Below are 16,529 nucleotides of genomic sequence, written 5' to 3' on the forward strand. Positions count from 1 at the left end.
ATTTCAAGTACATCGTAACATCATTAATATTCATTTAGCTCAAACGTTTTGACTAAGTATTTATCTTTTTTAATAAAAAAACCTATCTTCCAACCAATTGGAAGATAGGTTCGTCAAACAACAGTATTAAGTTCTTAATCTCTAGAAGGTTCTCGCAATTTAATTATAAACGCTACCACAATTGCAATTAACATCATAACTAGAATCGGTGTAATGAAAATTGAAAGTAATAGCCCATGAACCATTATATTCATAAATTCAGTGAATAATTTAAAGAACAATAAACTTACCATAAATAATTGTAAATAATAAAATCGGCCTTTCAAATAATTCGTCAATGTCGTTAAAATATAAATAATGATGATGATCATTAAGATGAACAACGTTATCCATTCAATAACATATTGTGTTTGGCCAATCTCCCAATTACCAGAAACGAATAATGAATTTCTATTATTAAATTCAATTAATGTGAAGAATAATAAAACAGCACCACAAAATAATTCTACATAACTCGGTTTAATCCATTTCGGTTTCTTCATCCAATTTGGAACATCATCTTCTTGTATATCAATAATGTTCTTCCATTTTTCAATAAATTTATCTTTCTTATCTCTTACTTTCTGAATATCTACACTTCTGCGAGTTTTACGTGTGAATTCTGTCGTTTTGTCTTGTAAAGTCTTCCAACGTTCTATCGTTTGGTTCGTTACAGTGTCCTTACTCGTTCTTGATAATTCTGGTTCTTCTTCGCCTAATTCCTGTTTTGTTAATGGCAATGATCTTCTTAAGAATAAGAAATTCCAAATTGACATTTGTCCCAGTAGCCACATAATTATGAAAAATGTGTTAACACTTAAGATGTCGATTGGTATAATTTCATCACTTTCGATTCTTCCATATAACACCAATTGTGTTATCAAATAACTAAACCCATAACTGAAAATAATCCATAAATAATGATATTTTCTATGCTCTATATTTAACTCATCTTTATAAACGATATAACCAATGTGAATTACAAATGGTATTACGAAAATAATAGCGAAAAAACTATAAACTTGGGTCATTAAAATTAGCGTTATGATAAAGAATAGAATACCAATAACTAAAAAGAATATTGAAATATCGTAGTCATATCGTGTTGTTCTAAATAAAGTAATTCCTAGCATAATTAATCCAATGCCAAATATAATTATTAAAATGGCGCTAACTACTGGAAAATCCCCTATGTAATTGCTCATTACCCTAATTATTTCAGCAAAAAATGCGTTTATAAAATCCCATACATTATGAATGTGTAAATCAATTTTACCTTTGCCATTTAATTTATGGATCATTGGTAAATTAATTAAAATGATGAGACCTGTGAAAAGCGAAACGATGCCTATAATATAACTATATAATATCTCAGCGTGTTTCTTCATAAAAGACATACCATTCACCTCAAAGTTATTATATATTAACATTTAGCTCTTGTCTTTAATAATTTCAATAAATAAGTCTATAGTATGATATAAATTAGTTGTATAGTCAAATTTCCACATATACCTTTACTCTAAACAATTTATTTAATATTACTTTTAATTTTACAGTTTTATCCTTCATTTTTTTAAGTACTTTTGTTTACCTCTTTTTCTTCGTGGTATTTATATTGTATAGATGATTAAAACATGAAGGAGTGTTTTGTTTATGAGTAAAGAAGAATTAAATAAAAAAGCAGCTGAAAAAGCTAAAGAAACTGAAGATAAATTAAAAGATGAAAAAGATTCGTCTGAAGAAAATAGCGAAGAAACGCAAAAAAATATTCAAGATACATTTGATTAATTAAAGCGTAAATTAGACGTATATAAACGTATCAGACTTAATTATTATACTAGTAGTAGTTATCTGATAGCTATTCTACTTTGTGGGAGCGAGATTACAGAGTCAATTTTTGATTACTGTTTCGCTCTCTTTTTTAGTTTTATGTCATCTTCCCTCACCTTTCGTCTAACTTAAATCATTTACAGTGTTTTATATAGTGAAAGGCTCAATATATTTTGAATACATAATATTTTTGATTAATTTCATTTACAACCTTGACAGAAGTGATTAAAAATCATACATTAGAGTTAAATTAAATAATCATTCGCACTAGGGGTGTTTAGTGACTGAGATGAGGTATACCCTCAAACCCTTTGAACCTGATCTAGATTAAACTAGCGTAGGAAAGTGTACTGCGATACTTTTATAAAAAAATGGTATCCGTATGCCTGTATTTAACGCGCACCTTTCTAGAAGGTTGTGCGTTTTTTTATATAGGAGGAGTATATATATGTCCAAAGGATTAAAACTTTCTGAGATACTGGTAACTGTATTAATAGCAGTAGTTTTCGCTGTCATTTATAATATTTGGAATTTTGTCTATAAAGCGTTACAAGTTACAGGTCTACATTTTGAAGAACTAACTTACGGCGCTTGGTTTATGGCAGCTATAGTAGCTTATCTTATTATTCCTAAAGCAGGCATTGCTATTTTAGCTGAATTTGCTGCAGGTGCCGGCGAAACCATCGTTATGGGCCGTTTTGATATCGCTACAATGATTTATGCTTTAATACAAGGTTTAGCATGTGAACTTATCTTTGCACTTTTCAGATATAAATCTCGCTCAGCAATGGTTGCAATGTTGGCCGGTTTCTTAGCCTCAGTATCTACTTTACCCTTGGATTTTGCTTACGGTTATCTCGGTGAAATAGCTGGTTGGAACCTTATGCTATATATCGTATTTCGACTTATAAGTGGAATTGTTGTGGCTGGACTTTTATCTTACTATATTGTAAAAGCCTTAGATCAAACCGGTGTCACTAAATTATTCAGACCTGCAACTCAGAGCGATTATGACAATTTATAAGGAGCAATAAAGTTGATAGTCACAAAAAATTTACGCTTAAAATACCCTAACAGTAATAATAAAATATTTGATAATTTAACACTTCATATAAAAAACAAAGAAAAAGTGTTGCTCTTAGGTCCTTCTGGTTCAGGTAAAAGTACGTTATTAAACGTTTTAAGTGGTATCGTTCCTAATCTAATTGATTTACCTATGAAATATGATGAATTACAAATTGAAGAAGATTGTGGCGTTATTTTTCAAGATCCAGACACTCAATTTTGTATGCCTAAAGTATATGAGGAACTGGCTTTTGTTTTAGAAAATTTGCGCGTACCACGTGATGAAATGGAAAGCCGAATTCAATCTGCCTTGTCAGCAGTAGATTTAAATGTCGATGAAAATCAACATATTAATCAATTGAGTGGTGGAATGAAGCAAAAATTAGCAATTGCAGAAACTTTGTTACAACAAGCAAACACCCTATTCTTAGATGAACCAACAGCAATGCTAGATGTGGATGCAACTGCGGATTTATGGCAAAAAATAAAATCATTCTGGCATGACCAAACTGTGTTAATTGTAGAACACAAAGTAGAACATATTTGGCAACATGTTGATCGTGTCATTCTATTAAATTATGATGGTGCCATAATAGCCGATGCACCTCCTAATAAGATATTGCATGACTATGAGCATCTATTAACAGAATATGGTGTCTGGCATCCTAATGCTTGGCAATACGCCCCACCATCATCAAAAACACAAAATGATGCAACTACACAACAATCAGATGATAGCTTTAAATTTAAAAACGGTTTGATTAAACGAGGTAAACAGCAACTGATCAACATATCAGAATTAAACATTTATGCTGGCGAATGGATTACCATTACTGGCTCAAATGGTAGTGGCAAAACGTCCTTATTAGAATCGATGATGCAACTAATTAAATATGACGGAAAAATGTATTTTAACAATCATACTCTATCAAAAATTAAAACCGCCGCAAAGCATATGTATTTAGTTTACCAAAACCCAGAATTACAATTTATTACACATTCTGTATATGATGAAATTTACATTCAATATAAGAATAAAAACCGTTCAACTGTTGAAGCTGAGCGAGAGACTCAAAACATGCTTGAAATACTAAATTTACAAGCCGTTAAAACACAGCATCCATTTGAACTGTCTACAGGCCAAAAAAGACGTCTAAGCGTTGCTATTGCACTAAGTTCATCTTCTGACTTTATTTTACTTGATGAACCTACCTTTGGTCTCGATAGTCATAATACATTTAACCTTATTAAATTATTCCAAAACCGTATACAAAATGGACAAACGATTGTAATGGTGACGCATGATTCAGAAATTATTGCACGGTATCCGACCCGTAGACTCCATGTCGATCAACATCAATTAACTGAATTAAAGGGTGATACTTATGTTTGAGATGTGGAAAAAACACTATTCATTTGTTGATGACGTCAACATTATTACTAAATTAGCAATTGCAGTCATTTTGTTTTTCTTTGTAATCTTTGTACATCAATTTGATTATATGCTCTATATAACGTTATTAATGTTGATATTTCTACTTTTATTTAATGGATTGAAATTCAAGGTCACTTTTGTTTTCATACTCTTTACTGTCACTTTTAGTTTGATATCTGCTTTATTCATGATTTTTTATGGTGATGGGACACACACGATATTTAAGCTAGGCTTTATTCAAATTACTACCGAAAGTTTATATCGTGGTCTACATTTAGCAATGCGTACGACAACAGTTTCTCTTTTTGGAATTTTAATTGCCTTCACATCACAAATCGTCATGATTTTCTATAGTCTTATGCAACATCTCAAAGTTAAACCTAAAGTAGCTTATGCCTTTATGGCAGCAATTAGAATGGTACCTTTGATGTTCACTTCATTGTTCGAACTCAGAAAATCATTGAAAATGCGCTATCAAATGATTGATTCACGTAATTATAGAGGGTTTCAACGTTTAAAACACCTTGTAATACCGCTACTAAGTCAAAACATTAGAAAAGCACATCAATTGTCAGTTGCTATGGAGAAAAAAGGATTTAAAGACGGACCTAGAACATACTATTATTATGCACCTTTCTCGTATAAAGATCTTTTATTAATCGTAGTTGTAAGTTCTATTTTAATCGTTGCATATTTCCTAGCACAATATATTCCAATCACAGGAATTAATGATGTGCGTATTTCAAGTATTTACTGAATCACTTTACTATCCATATAATTTAAATAAAAAAGCGTTAAGATAAAACTTAAACCATTTTGTCTTAACGTTTTTTTGATAGCTAATTCAATTTTCTTGATTACATTTATATAATTCAAAATAATCATTTGTAAATTACTTTAATTGCTATTTAAGTGCTTTATCACTAATATCCTTTCGATAAAACAATGCATTGCTTTTAATTTTATCGACTGCTTCATACGCTTTAGCTTTTGCACTTGCAATATCTTTTCCCTCACCTAAAGCTAGAATGACACGGCCACCAGATGTCACATATATATCTTGTTCTTTTTTTAATCCACTTACAAAGTATTGACCATCTAAATCGAAGCCAGAAACAGTTTTACCCTTTTCATAATTTGCTGGATAACCTTTAGATGCAAGCATAACACCTACTACGGAATCTACTTTCCATTGAAATTGGATTGGTTTTTTAGCTTCTAAATCTAAAATATGCTGCATCAAATCACTTTCCATACGAGTTAAAAGCACTTGAGCTTCGGGATCGCCAAAACGTGCATTAAACTCAATCACTTTTGGTCCTTCATCTGTAATAATGGCTCCAATGTAAAGTACACCAAAAAATGAGTAGCCTTCATTAACCAATGCTTTTGCAATAGGCTGTGCAATTTCATCATTTGTTCGTTTGATAATAGAATCCTCAATATGAGGCACAGGACAATACGCACCCATACCTCCAGTGTTCGGGCCTAAGTCACCATCAAACGCACGTTTATGGTCTTGAGCTATGCAATCAAACGGAACAGCATAGTCATTATTTACGAAAGTCATTAACGAGAATTCTTCACCCTCAAGAAATTGCTCAAAAACCACAATACCTTCTTCTTCCTGGTATAGTTCTTCTACACCTGATAATGCTTCCTCATAACTTTCCGCAATGATAACCCCTTTACCTGCTGCTAATCCATCTTTTTTCAATACAACTGGATATTCACATGATTGAATATAAGTTAATGCATCTTGCTTATTTGTAATTTGAGTATATTCAGCAGTTGGAATATCATATTTTTTCATTAATTCTTTCGCAAATAATTTAGAACCTTCTATTTGTGCTGCTGCTCGATTAGGTCCAAATACTTTTATTTGTGCAGCTTCTAATTTGTCAGTTAACCCTTCTGTTAAAGGTTGCTCAGGGCCAATGATTGCCCATGTAATACCGTGTTGTTGTGCAAATGCTACAATTTGTTCATGTTCTGTTTCTGCTATTTCACTATGTACCTGTGCAACTTTCGACATTGCGTCATTACCTGGGATTGCAAATATTTCATTAACAAGTGGTGATTGCTTTAGTTTGTGCGCTATTACGTGCTCTCTACCACCTGCACCAATTACAAGTACTTTCATAAAGTATATTGCCTCCAATTCCCTTAATGTTTAAAGTGTCGAACGCCTGTAGTTACCATTGCAATACCATATTTGTTCGCCATATCAATAGATGCTTGATCTTTAATTGATCCACCTGGTTGAATAATAGCTTTGATTCCTGACTTAGCTGCTAATTCAACTGTATCATCCATTGGGAAGAAACCATCTGATACCATTGCAACTTGATCATTCATTTCTATCGCACGATCTATGGCGATTTCTGCTGACCCAACACGGTTCATTTGCCCTGCGCCAATACCGACTGTTTGTTTTGCATTACTTAGAATGACAGCGTTACTTTTCACAGATGCAACCACTTTCCATCCTAATAACATTGCATCCCATTGTGCTTCAGTAGGCTCAACTTCCGTAACCACTTTCATATCGTCACGTGTTAATTTCACATTATCTTTATCTTGTACTAAATAACCACCTGAAACAGACACGACTTCTTGTTCACTATTATCAATCGTCATATCAATTTCTAAAAGTCTTATATTTTTCTTTTTACTTAAAATGTCTAATGCTTCTTGTGTGAATTTTGGAGCAATGATAACTTCTAAGAATATTTCATGTAAAGTTTCTGCCAACGTACTATCTACAGATCTATTTAAAGCAACGATTCCACCGAAAATAGATTGACTATCCGCTTCAAAGGCATGTTGATAAGCATCATTAATTGTTTCGCCAACACCTACACCACAAGGATTCATATGTTTTACCGCTACTGCCGCTGGTTGTTCAAATTGCTTAACAAGTGATAAAGCTGCATCTGCATCTTTAATATTGTTATAGCTTAATTGTTTACCATGTAACTGTTTAGCGCCTCCAAGTGTGTGCGCTGCAGTAGATGTACGAACAAACTGTGCTGATTGTTGTGGATTTTCGCCATAACGTAAACTTTCTTTATTATTTTTAAAGAATTCAACAATTGCTGCATCATATTGATTTGAGTGATCAAACACTTTAATCATAAGTGACTTACGGTACGCTTCATCCAAATCGTCATTTTTCAATTTTTCGATAACTTCATTATAATCTGCTGGATGTACGACTGTCGTCACGTGCTTAAAGTTTTTAGCTGCAGCACGTAACATAGTTGGTCCACCGATATCGATGTTTTCAATTGCATCGCCTTCTGTAACGTCAGGATTCGCTACAGTTTCTTTAAATGGATATAGATTAACTACAACCATATCTATAAGATCAATATGTTGCTCTTTTAATTGTTGCAAATGCTCTGGCTTATCACGATCAGCTAGTATACCACCATGAACAGATGGATGTAATGTTTTAACTCTTCCATCCATAATTTCTTCAAATTGTGTTAATTCTGAAATTGATTTTACTGGAACATTTGCTTCTACTAAAGCTTGCATCGTGCCACCTGTAGAATATAACTCATACCCTAATTGGTTTAAGGATTGGGCAAATGCCACAACACCACTTTTATTAGACACACTTAAAATTGCTTTTTTCATTTTGTATTGGCACCTCTTATTGAATGATTTTGGATATCACTTTCGGATATAACTTATGTTCCATCACTTTAATTCTTTCTTCTAGTTGTTCTTTAGTATCGTCCGTATATATATCACATGTCCATTGTTCGATAATTTCTCCTGTGTCCATCCCACTGTCCACATAATGCACTGTTGTACCTGTAATCGTGTCGCCACTCTCCAGAGCTTGGCCTACTGCGTCTTTACCTTTATATTTAGGTAACAGTGAAGGGTGTATATTAATAATACGTCTATTGTATGCTTTTAATATATTTTCACCAATCAGCTTCATATAACCAGCTAGGACAATCCATTCTACTTGTTCTGAAGTAAGCCATTCGATAATTTTGCGCTCATAATCTGCTTTAGAAGGAAAATTTTTAAGTTCATTGATATGAACATCTAAATTATATTTTCTAGCACGCTCAATGCAATACGCATTTACTTGGTCTGTATATAAGGCAGTGACTTCTATATTCGGTAAATTACCTTCTTCGATTTGAGTCATGATGCTTTCAAAGTTACTGCCTGATCCTGACGCAAAAATAGCTATTTTAGTCACAGTTATACCCCCAATAATTGAATTGGCTGATCACCTTTAACAATTTCACCAATTTGGTATGCCTTAACTTGTTGTTGTTTCAATATATTTAACACTGCTGCTTCATTTTCTTTGTCTACAATTAATGTAAAGCCAACACCCATGTTAAAAACGTTATACATTTCTTCAGTTGAGATTTCTCCTTGTGCTTGTAACCAGTCAAATATTGGTGGCGTTGGGAATTGTGACGTATTAATTTTTGCCATAACTCCTTCAGGCAAAGCTCTAGGAATATTTTCATAGAAACCACCGCCAGTAATGTGCGTCATTGCATGGATTTTCACTGCATCTTTGACAGCAAGCACTGGTTTAACATATAAGCGTGTAGGTTCTAAAAAGACATTTAGATATGTGCGTTGTTCATCAAACTTATCATTTAAGTTAATGCCAGATTTTTTAATTAAATTTCTAACTAAACTATAACCATTTGAATGAATACCACTAGATTCGAGACCTATAATGACTTGTCCTGGTGCTACTGAAGTACCATCGATATATTCATCTTTTTCTACAGCGCCTACAGCAAAACCTGCTAAATCATATTCTCCTTCGTGATACATTTCTCCCATTTCAGCTGTTTCTCCACCAATAAGTGCAGTGTTTGTTTCTTCACAGCCATCGCTTACCCCTTTGACAATCTGTTCAACGACTTCTGGAATAACTTTATGTGTTGCGATATAATCTAAGAAATAAAGTGGCTCTGCACCGGTTGTTAAAATATCATTCACACACATTGCAACGGCATCGACACCTATTGTATCGTGCTTATTGTTATCTATAGCTAATTTCAACTTTGTTCCAACACCATCAGTTCCTGAAACAAGTAATGGTGCTTTCATATTCAATTGTGACAAATCAAATGTTGCGCCGAAACCGCCAAGTCCACCAAGTACTTCCTTACGCATCGTTCTTTTGACATGACTCGACATACGATCTACCGCTTCATAACCTGCGTTAATGTCGACACCTGCTTGTTGGTATGCTTTAGACATTTAAATTCCCCTCTTTATCAAAGTATTGTGTATGATTTGCTAAATATTCCTTTTGACGCTCACTTAAATGTTCTAGATAGTCAGACTCATAGTCATAAAGTCCAGCTGGATAATCTCCAGTAAAACTTTCTACACATAAACCACTGTATGGTGCATCTTCATTCAGTCCAATAGATTGAATAAGTCCATCGACAGTTAAGTATGCTAAGGAATCTGATCCAATATGCTCGCTAATTTCTTGAGGCGATTTATTCGCAGAAATCAATTCAGCTGTAGTCGAGACATCTATACCATAAAAACTTGGGAACATGAACTCTGGTGATGCAATACGAACGTGCACTTCATTTGCACCAGCGTCTTTTAACATTTGTACAATGCGTTTACTTGTCGTACCCCTTACAATGGAATCATCAACAAGTACAATATTTTTATTATGAACGATATCTTTAACTGCAGACAGCTTAACTCGTACGCCTTGCTCTCGTAGTTCTTGCGTAGGTTGAATAAACGTACGTGCTACGTATTGATTTTTAACAAGTCCCATCTCATAAGGTAATCCGCTTTCCTCTGCATAACCTGAAGCCGCAGATAGAGAAGAGTTTGGCACACCAATGACCATGTCAGCATTGTCAGCTGGGCTTTCTTGGGCAAGCTGTTTACCTGATTGTTTTCTAATCGCATGAACATTTTTACCAGCAATCGTAGAATCAGGTCTTGCGAAATAAATGTATTCCATTGCTGAAATTGCAGTTGTCGTATGTCTTGTATAAGACTCTACTCTAATACCCTCGTCATTAATCACAACATATTCACCTGCATGAATATCTTGCACAAATTCTGCGCCTAATACATCAATCGCACATGTTTCACTAGCAATGATATATGCACCAGTCTTCATTTTGCCTACAACTAACGGGCGAATTGCATTAGGATCAACTGCACCATATAACGCATCTTTCGTTAATAATGCGAAAGTAAAGCCACCTTTGATTTTTCTCAAACTTTCTTGAAGCGCATCTTCAAAGGTTGGTGCCTTGCTTCGACGTATTAAATGCATAATTACTTCTGTATCTGATGAAGAATGAAAAATAGAACCTTGATGTTCTAACGATCTTTTTAAACTTTGTGCATTAATTAGATTACCGTTATGACAAACTGCGGCACTCATATCATAAAAATGATATAAAAACGGTTGGATATTTTCTATTCCTTTATTACCAGAAGTGGCATAACGTACATGACCAATTGCATGTTTATAGGATTTAAATGATTCAAGTTGGGTATCTGAAATTGCTTCAGTAAGTAAACCCATACCGCGTTGTCCAACAAGTGATTCGCCATCCGAACACACGATACCAGCGCCTTCTTGGCCACGGTGTTGTAAACTGTGTAACCCCATATATGTTAACTGTGCAGCTTCCGGATGATCCCAAATTCCAAATACACCACACTCTTCATTTAATCCACTGTAGTCATACATTTAGGAATAGCCCCTTCCCATAATTCATTCAGATTTTTAACTTCTCGTGTTACTTGAACTTCCTTGTTTGATACGAGGAAATGGTTGTCTTGAGTTAACTTACCAATTTCTACTGCGTTTTCTACATCGAACGATTGACCTTCTTTAACTGCAACAACATAACGACCTTGTGTTTCACTGAAAAGTTGTTCATTTGTAACATCTAAATTAACGTTCATACCTAATTGGTAATGTGCACTTATACGAGCCAATGTCACTAGTAATCCACCCTTACCAACTGTTTGTACATGTGATGCAATACCATTACGAATTACTTGTTTAATAGATTCGCCTTTACGTACTTCGTCCGATAAATCAATCGCTTCAAACTCATGATTGACCTCTTTGTAAAGTAGTTTCTCAATTTGACTTCCGCCAAAATCGTCTTTTGTTTCACCAACAATGTATAAAGTATCTCCTGTATGCGGAGTAAATTCATTTAGATATTGAATATCTTCAATTAATCCAACCATACCTACAACCGGTGTTGGGAAAATAGATGCTTCTCTATTTTCGTTATATAACGACACGTTACCAGACACGACAGGGGTACTTAAGACTTCACAAGCTTCTGCCATACCTTTTGTTGAGTCTGCAAGTTGTTGATAGATTTCTTTATTTTCTGGAGAACCATAATTCAAACAATCAGTCATAGCTAATGGTGTAGCCCCTACAGATATTAAATTGCGATATGCTTCAGCGACGACCATTTTTCCGCCTTCATACGGATTATTAAATACGTAACGTGCTTCACCATCAATTGTGGATGCAATAGCTTTATTTGTACCTTCAACACGTACTACAGATGATTGCAAACCCGGTTTTACAATGGTATTTGCACCGACTTGTTGGTCATATTGTTCATATAAATAACGCTTTGATGCAATTGTAGGATGTTGTAGTAATTGGTCAAACACATTTTCCACATCAATATTGCTATAATCATTTTTTGCTGTACTATATTCTGGTGCTTCACCTTCTAGAGTGTATACAGGTGCTTCGTCTGATAACGGTTGTACTGGTATGTCAGCATATACTTCGTCTTCATAAGTAAGAACAAAACGGTCTGTATTTGTCACTTCACCAATTACTGCACTATCTAATTCATGCTTGTCGAATAATTCCAAAAATTTATCCTCTGTACCTTTTTCAACAACAAGTAGCATACGTTCTTGCGTTTCAGAGAGCATCATTTCATATGGTGAAATGCCTTCTTCTCTAGTTGGTACATTTTCAAGTTTAAGGTGTAAACCACTGCCACCTTTTGCTGCCATCTCTGAAGATGAAGAAGTAAGTCCGGCTGCACCCATATCTTGTATCCCCACAAGTTCGTCAAATGTAATTGCTTCAAGTGTTGCTTCCATTAGTTTTTTACCCACAAATGGATCACCAATTTGAACAGATGGTCGTTTGCTTTCGCTATCTTCACTTAGTTCTTCAGAAGCAAATGTAGCACCATGAATACCATCGCGGCCAGTTTTTAATCCAACATAAATCACTGGGTTGCCTTCACCTTTTGCAGTCCCTTTTTGAATCATGTCGTGGTCGATTACACCTACACACATAGCATTAACTAAAGGGTTGCCATCATATCTACTATCGAACTCAATTTCACCTGCAGTAGTTGGAATACCAATACAGTTACCATAACCACCGATACCAGCGACAACACCACGCAATAAACGACGATTTTGTTTCTCTGTTAATTCACCAAAGCGTAAACTATTTAGTAAATTGATAGGTCTTGCACCCATAGAAACGATATCTCTAATGATGCCGCCCACTCCTGTAGCTGCGCCTTGATAAGGTTCTACTGCTGAAGGATGGTTATGTGATTCAACTTTGAATACTACTGCTTGATCATCGCCAATATCCACGACACCAGCGCCTTCACCTGGTCCCATTAATACATGTTTACCAGTAGTTGGGAATTGTGTTAAAAATGGCTTTGAATGTTTGTATGAACAATGTTCACTCCACATTACAGAAAAAATACCTATTTCAGTAAAATTAGGTGCACGTCCTAAGATTTCACAAACTTTGTCGTATTCTTTATCAGTTAAACCCATATCTTTATATAAGCGTTCTAATTTAATTTCCTCTGAGCTTGGTTCTAAAAATTTAGACATTTTGTTCCCTCCAACTATTTACCATTGATTCAAATAATTTCACTCCACTATCAGTGCCTAGAATTGACTCAATTGCGCGTTCTGGATGTGGCATCATACCGCATACATTTCCTTTTTCGTTAATAATTCCGGCTATGTCATTATACGAACCATTCGGATTGTCCAGATATTTTAAAACAATTTGATTGTTGGCTTCTAATGCTTCATACATTTCTGGTGTACAATAATAGTGCCCTTCACCATGTGCAACTGGATAAATTACTTCTTCATTTGCTTCATATAAATTGGTATACATCGTTTTATTATTTACAACTTTTAAAGTTTCATTACGGCTCACAAATAAATGCGAGTCGTTATGCAATAATGCACCTGGTAACAGTCCAATTTCAGTCAAAATTTGAAAACCATTACATACACCTAAAACCGGTTTCCCTTCATCTGCAAAACGTTTAACTTCTTCAGTAATCGGTGCAACACTCGCCATCGCACCTGAGCGTAAATAATCTCCAAATGAGAAACCGCCAGGTATAAGTACACCATCAAACCCTTCTAAAGAAGTATTTCTATAATCTACAAATTCTGCTTGGACACCAGATTTCACTGCCGCGTTATACATATCTCGGTCACAGTTTGATCCTGGAAATTTCAACACTGCAAATTTCATTAAGCTTTCTCTCCTTCATCCAAAACTTTGTAACTATATTCTTCAATTACAGTATTAGCAAATAATTTTTCACTTAGTGTTGTAACCACATTGTGTACAGCTTCGTCAGTTGCTTCATCAATTGTCATATATAAAACTTTACCTACGCGAATATCGTTCACTTGTTTATATCCTAAATCATGTACTGCGCGGTTTAATGCTTGTCCTTGTGTATCAAGTACTTGCGGTTGTAAAGTGATGTGTAATTCGATTGTTTTCATTTTTATAGTGCCTCCAATTTATTTAAGAAAGTTTGATATGTTTCAATAATTGATCCCGTGTCTTCACGATATACATCTTTATCAAAATTTGTATCGCTATGTTTATCCCATATGCGACAAGTGTCTGGTGAAATTTCGTCAGCTAATATAATTTGACCATCTGTCGTACGCCCAAATTCAATTTTAAAGTCAACTAACCTTAAATCCATTTTATCCATTAATTGAACAAGTATCGCGTTTATTTCTTTAGCTGCTTCTTTTAAAATTGCAATTTCATCATCTGTTGCTATGTGTAATAACTTAATATGATCTTCTGTAATCAATGGATCATTTAAATCATCATTTTTATAGAAAAACTCTACGAGTGGAGCATCAAATTCATGACCTTTTTCAAAACCTAATCTCTTTGTTATAGAACCAGCTGCAATATTTCTTACTACTACTTCCAAAGGAATAATATCTACCGATTTCACAAGTTGTTCAGTTTCAGAAGTCTGTTCAATAAAGTGACTATTCACGCCTTGAGCTTTTATAAAATTAAAAATTCTAGTAGTAATTTGATTGTTTAATCGTCCTTTACCTTCTATGAAATCTTTTTTCGCCCCATTTCCAGCTGTCACTTCATCTTTATATTCAACGCGTAGTATTTCAGGTTCTCCAGTTGAGAAAATTCTTTTCGCTTTCCCTTCATATAACAAAGACATTAGTTGTATCTCCCTTCAAATCTGTTTAACAATATTTCTTCAGAACGAGTCACATCATCAGTTAAAACAGTTAAATGACCCATTTTTCTATCTGATTTACGTGTGTTTTTACCATATATATGCACATGCCAATCTGGATGGTCAGCAAATTGATCTTCTAAAAGATCTAAATCTCTACCTAATAAATTCATCATTACTGCAGGTTTTAGCAATTCAATAGATTGTGGTAACTTTTGTCCTGTAATTGCTAATATATGTGTATCAAATTGAGAGTAATCACATGCTTCTATTGAATAGTGTCCTGAATTATGTGGTCTCGGTGCAATTTCATTAACATATAAATGATTATGTGTATCGATGAAGAATTCAACGGTAAATGTACCTACAAAATGGATGTGATCAATAATTTTTTTAACTTCATTTTGTGCTTCTTGTTCTTTTTCTATATCTGTACGGGCTGGTACAATTGTTTTAAAAAGTATTTGATGTTGATGTTCATTTTCTTGGAGTGGAAAGTACGTGATTTGGTTATCATTGCCAATCGTCACTGTAAGTGAAACTTCTTTTTGTAAGTCTAGAAATTGTTCGGCTACACATTCTTGTTTATCAACAAGCGACTTTGCTTCATCAATATAAGTTGCGTCTTTAACCAAAACTTGACCTTTACCATCATAACCACCGAAACGTGTTTTTACGATAAATGGATAACCAATATTTTCAATTGCTTGATTCAAATCACTCGGTTCAGATAATTGAACAAATGGTGCAATTTGAGTTTGTGCTGCTTGCAACGTTTGTTTTTCAGTCAATCGGTCTTGTAGTAACTGAATTGCTTGATAACCTTGAGGAACATTATATTTTGAAACTAATGTTTGTAATTGACTTGCTGAAATGTTTTCAAATTCGTAAGTAATGACGTCCGATGATTCACCAAGTTGATTTAAAGCTTCTTGATTATCGTAAGCGGCATTAATAAATTCATGTGCAACATATTGACATGGGCATTCTTGATCAGGATCAAGTACAATGACTTTAAATCCCATTTTTTGGGCAGATTGTGCCATCATTTTACCTAGCTGACCTCCGCCAATAATTCCAATAGTCGAACCGAATTTTAATTTACTGAAGCTCATGTTGCATTTCACTCACTTTCTCAACTAATGTTTTTTCGAAATTTTCCAAATTCTTTTGGACTGTTTTATTGCCAATACTTAAAATCCTAGCCGCTAACACGCCTGCATTTTTGGCACCAGCTTTGCCTATCGCAGTTGTTGCTACTGGTATACCTCCTGGCATTTGAACGATAGATAATAGCGAATCTAATCCTTTTAAACTTTTTGACTCGATTGGTACCCCAATCACGGGTAATGTTGTCATTGATGCTACCATACCTGGTAAATGTGCCGCACCACCTGCTCCAGCAATAATGACATCATATCCTTTTTCTCTTGCTTCTTTAGAAAATTCAAACATTAATTGTGGCGTACGATGCGCTGAGACTACTTTTTTATCATAAGGAATTTCTAATTGGTCTAGCATAAGACAACTTTCTTTCATTGTCTCCCAATCAGAAGAACTCCCCATTATAACTACCACTTTCACAATGAACACCCTTTCAGAAATTT

The 16,529-nt window shown here is 34.4% G+C and carries 16 protein-coding genes and 1 riboswitch; of the genes, 4 read left to right on the forward strand and 12 right to left on the reverse strand.

Going from position 1 to position 16,529, the window contains the following annotated elements; genetic code table 11:
• Positions 1-134: 134 nt before the first annotated feature.
• Positions 135-1,436: a lipoteichoic acid stability factor AuxA gene (gene auxA / locus NSR03_RS07445; protein WP_002508018.1), complete on the reverse strand. Its 1,302-nt coding sequence runs from the start codon at positions 1,434-1,436 to the stop codon at positions 135-137.
• Between the two features lie 256 nt (positions 1,437-1,692).
• On the opposite strand from auxA, the gene graF reads away from it, so the two are divergent.
• From graF to NSR03_RS07465, 4 genes are all read left to right on the forward strand, one after another.
• The gene (gene graF / locus NSR03_RS07450) at positions 1,693-1,827 is read left to right on the forward strand and encodes a glycopeptide resistance-associated protein GraF (RefSeq protein ID WP_002508019.1); all 135 of its coding nucleotides are present in this window, start codon (positions 1,693-1,695) and stop codon (positions 1,825-1,827) included.
• Between the two features lie 301 nt (positions 1,828-2,128).
• Positions 2,129-2,230, forward strand: a riboswitch (TPP riboswitch).
• Between the two features lie 87 nt (positions 2,231-2,317).
• Positions 2,318-2,893: an ECF transporter S component gene (locus tag NSR03_RS07455; protein ID WP_002508020.1), complete on the forward strand. Its 576-nt coding sequence runs from the start codon at positions 2,318-2,320 to the stop codon at positions 2,891-2,893.
• A gap of 12 nt (positions 2,894-2,905) precedes the next feature.
• Positions 2,906-4,327 carry an ABC transporter ATP-binding protein gene (locus tag NSR03_RS07460; RefSeq protein WP_021338645.1) on the forward strand — a complete coding sequence of 474 codons (1,422 nt, stop codon included), beginning with the start codon at positions 2,906-2,908 and terminating at the stop codon, positions 4,325-4,327.
• Positions 4,320-5,126: an energy-coupling factor transporter transmembrane component T family protein gene (locus tag NSR03_RS07465; RefSeq protein WP_021338644.1), complete on the forward strand. Its 807-nt coding sequence runs from the start codon at positions 4,320-4,322 to the stop codon at positions 5,124-5,126. The genes NSR03_RS07460 and NSR03_RS07465 overlap by 8 nt, the downstream gene beginning before the upstream one ends.
• A gap of 147 nt (positions 5,127-5,273) precedes the next feature.
• Here NSR03_RS07465 and purD read toward each other — a convergent pair whose 3' ends face one another.
• Genes purD through purE form a run of 11 tightly spaced genes read right to left on the reverse strand, consistent with a single transcriptional unit; the run spans position 5,274 to position 16,506 of the window.
• A complete protein-coding gene (gene purD / locus NSR03_RS07470; protein WP_021338643.1) occupies positions 5,274-6,512 on the reverse strand; it encodes a phosphoribosylamine--glycine ligase in 1,239 nt (412 codons plus the stop codon).
• A gap of 23 nt (positions 6,513-6,535) precedes the next feature.
• Positions 6,536-8,014, reverse strand: coding sequence for a bifunctional phosphoribosylaminoimidazolecarboxamide formyltransferase/IMP cyclohydrolase (gene purH / locus NSR03_RS07475; protein WP_021338642.1), 1,479 nt, complete (start codon positions 8,012-8,014; stop codon positions 6,536-6,538).
• 16 nt (positions 8,015-8,030) lie between these two features.
• Positions 8,031-8,597, reverse strand: coding sequence for a phosphoribosylglycinamide formyltransferase (gene purN, locus NSR03_RS07480; RefSeq protein WP_002508026.1), 567 nt, complete (start codon positions 8,595-8,597; stop codon positions 8,031-8,033).
• A 2-nt stretch (positions 8,598-8,599) separates the two neighbouring features.
• Positions 8,600-9,628 carry a phosphoribosylformylglycinamidine cyclo-ligase gene (gene purM / locus NSR03_RS07485; RefSeq protein ID WP_046465176.1) on the reverse strand — a complete coding sequence of 343 codons (1,029 nt, stop codon included), beginning with the start codon at positions 9,626-9,628 and terminating at the stop codon, positions 8,600-8,602.
• Entirely contained in the window at positions 9,621-11,108 is a 1,488-nt protein-coding gene (purF, locus tag NSR03_RS07490) for an amidophosphoribosyltransferase (RefSeq protein WP_021338640.1), read from the reverse strand. Before purF ends, purM begins: the two co-directional genes overlap by 8 nt.
• Positions 11,087-13,276: a phosphoribosylformylglycinamidine synthase subunit PurL gene (purL, locus tag NSR03_RS07495; RefSeq protein ID WP_069801743.1), complete on the reverse strand. Its 2,190-nt coding sequence runs from the start codon at positions 13,274-13,276 to the stop codon at positions 11,087-11,089. Before purL ends, purF begins: the two co-directional genes overlap by 22 nt.
• Entirely contained in the window at positions 13,269-13,940 is a 672-nt protein-coding gene (gene purQ / locus NSR03_RS07500; RefSeq protein ID WP_046465174.1) for a phosphoribosylformylglycinamidine synthase I, read from the reverse strand. Before purQ ends, purL begins: the two co-directional genes overlap by 8 nt.
• Positions 13,940-14,200 (reverse strand): phosphoribosylformylglycinamidine synthase subunit PurS, encoded by a 261-nt coding sequence (gene purS / locus NSR03_RS07505; RefSeq protein WP_002508031.1) that lies wholly within the window; start codon positions 14,198-14,200, stop codon positions 13,940-13,942. The genes purQ and purS overlap by 1 nt, the downstream gene beginning before the upstream one ends.
• A gap of 2 nt (positions 14,201-14,202) precedes the next feature.
• Complete coding sequence (purC, locus tag NSR03_RS07510; protein ID WP_021338637.1) at positions 14,203-14,904, reverse strand: phosphoribosylaminoimidazolesuccinocarboxamide synthase; 702 nt, start codon at positions 14,902-14,904, stop codon at positions 14,203-14,205.
• Positions 14,904-16,037, reverse strand: coding sequence for a 5-(carboxyamino)imidazole ribonucleotide synthase (gene purK / locus NSR03_RS07515; protein WP_021338636.1), 1,134 nt, complete (start codon positions 16,035-16,037; stop codon positions 14,904-14,906). Before purK ends, purC begins: the two co-directional genes overlap by 1 nt.
• Entirely contained in the window at positions 16,024-16,506 is a 483-nt protein-coding gene (purE, locus tag NSR03_RS07520; RefSeq protein WP_031265876.1) for a 5-(carboxyamino)imidazole ribonucleotide mutase, read from the reverse strand. The genes purK and purE overlap by 14 nt, the downstream gene beginning before the upstream one ends.
• Positions 16,507-16,529 lie beyond the last annotated feature (23 nt).

It is taken from the genome of Staphylococcus sp. FSL W8-1207, assembly GCF_038003745.1.
GTDB lineage: Bacteria > Bacillota > Bacilli > Staphylococcales > Staphylococcaceae > Staphylococcus > Staphylococcus equorum.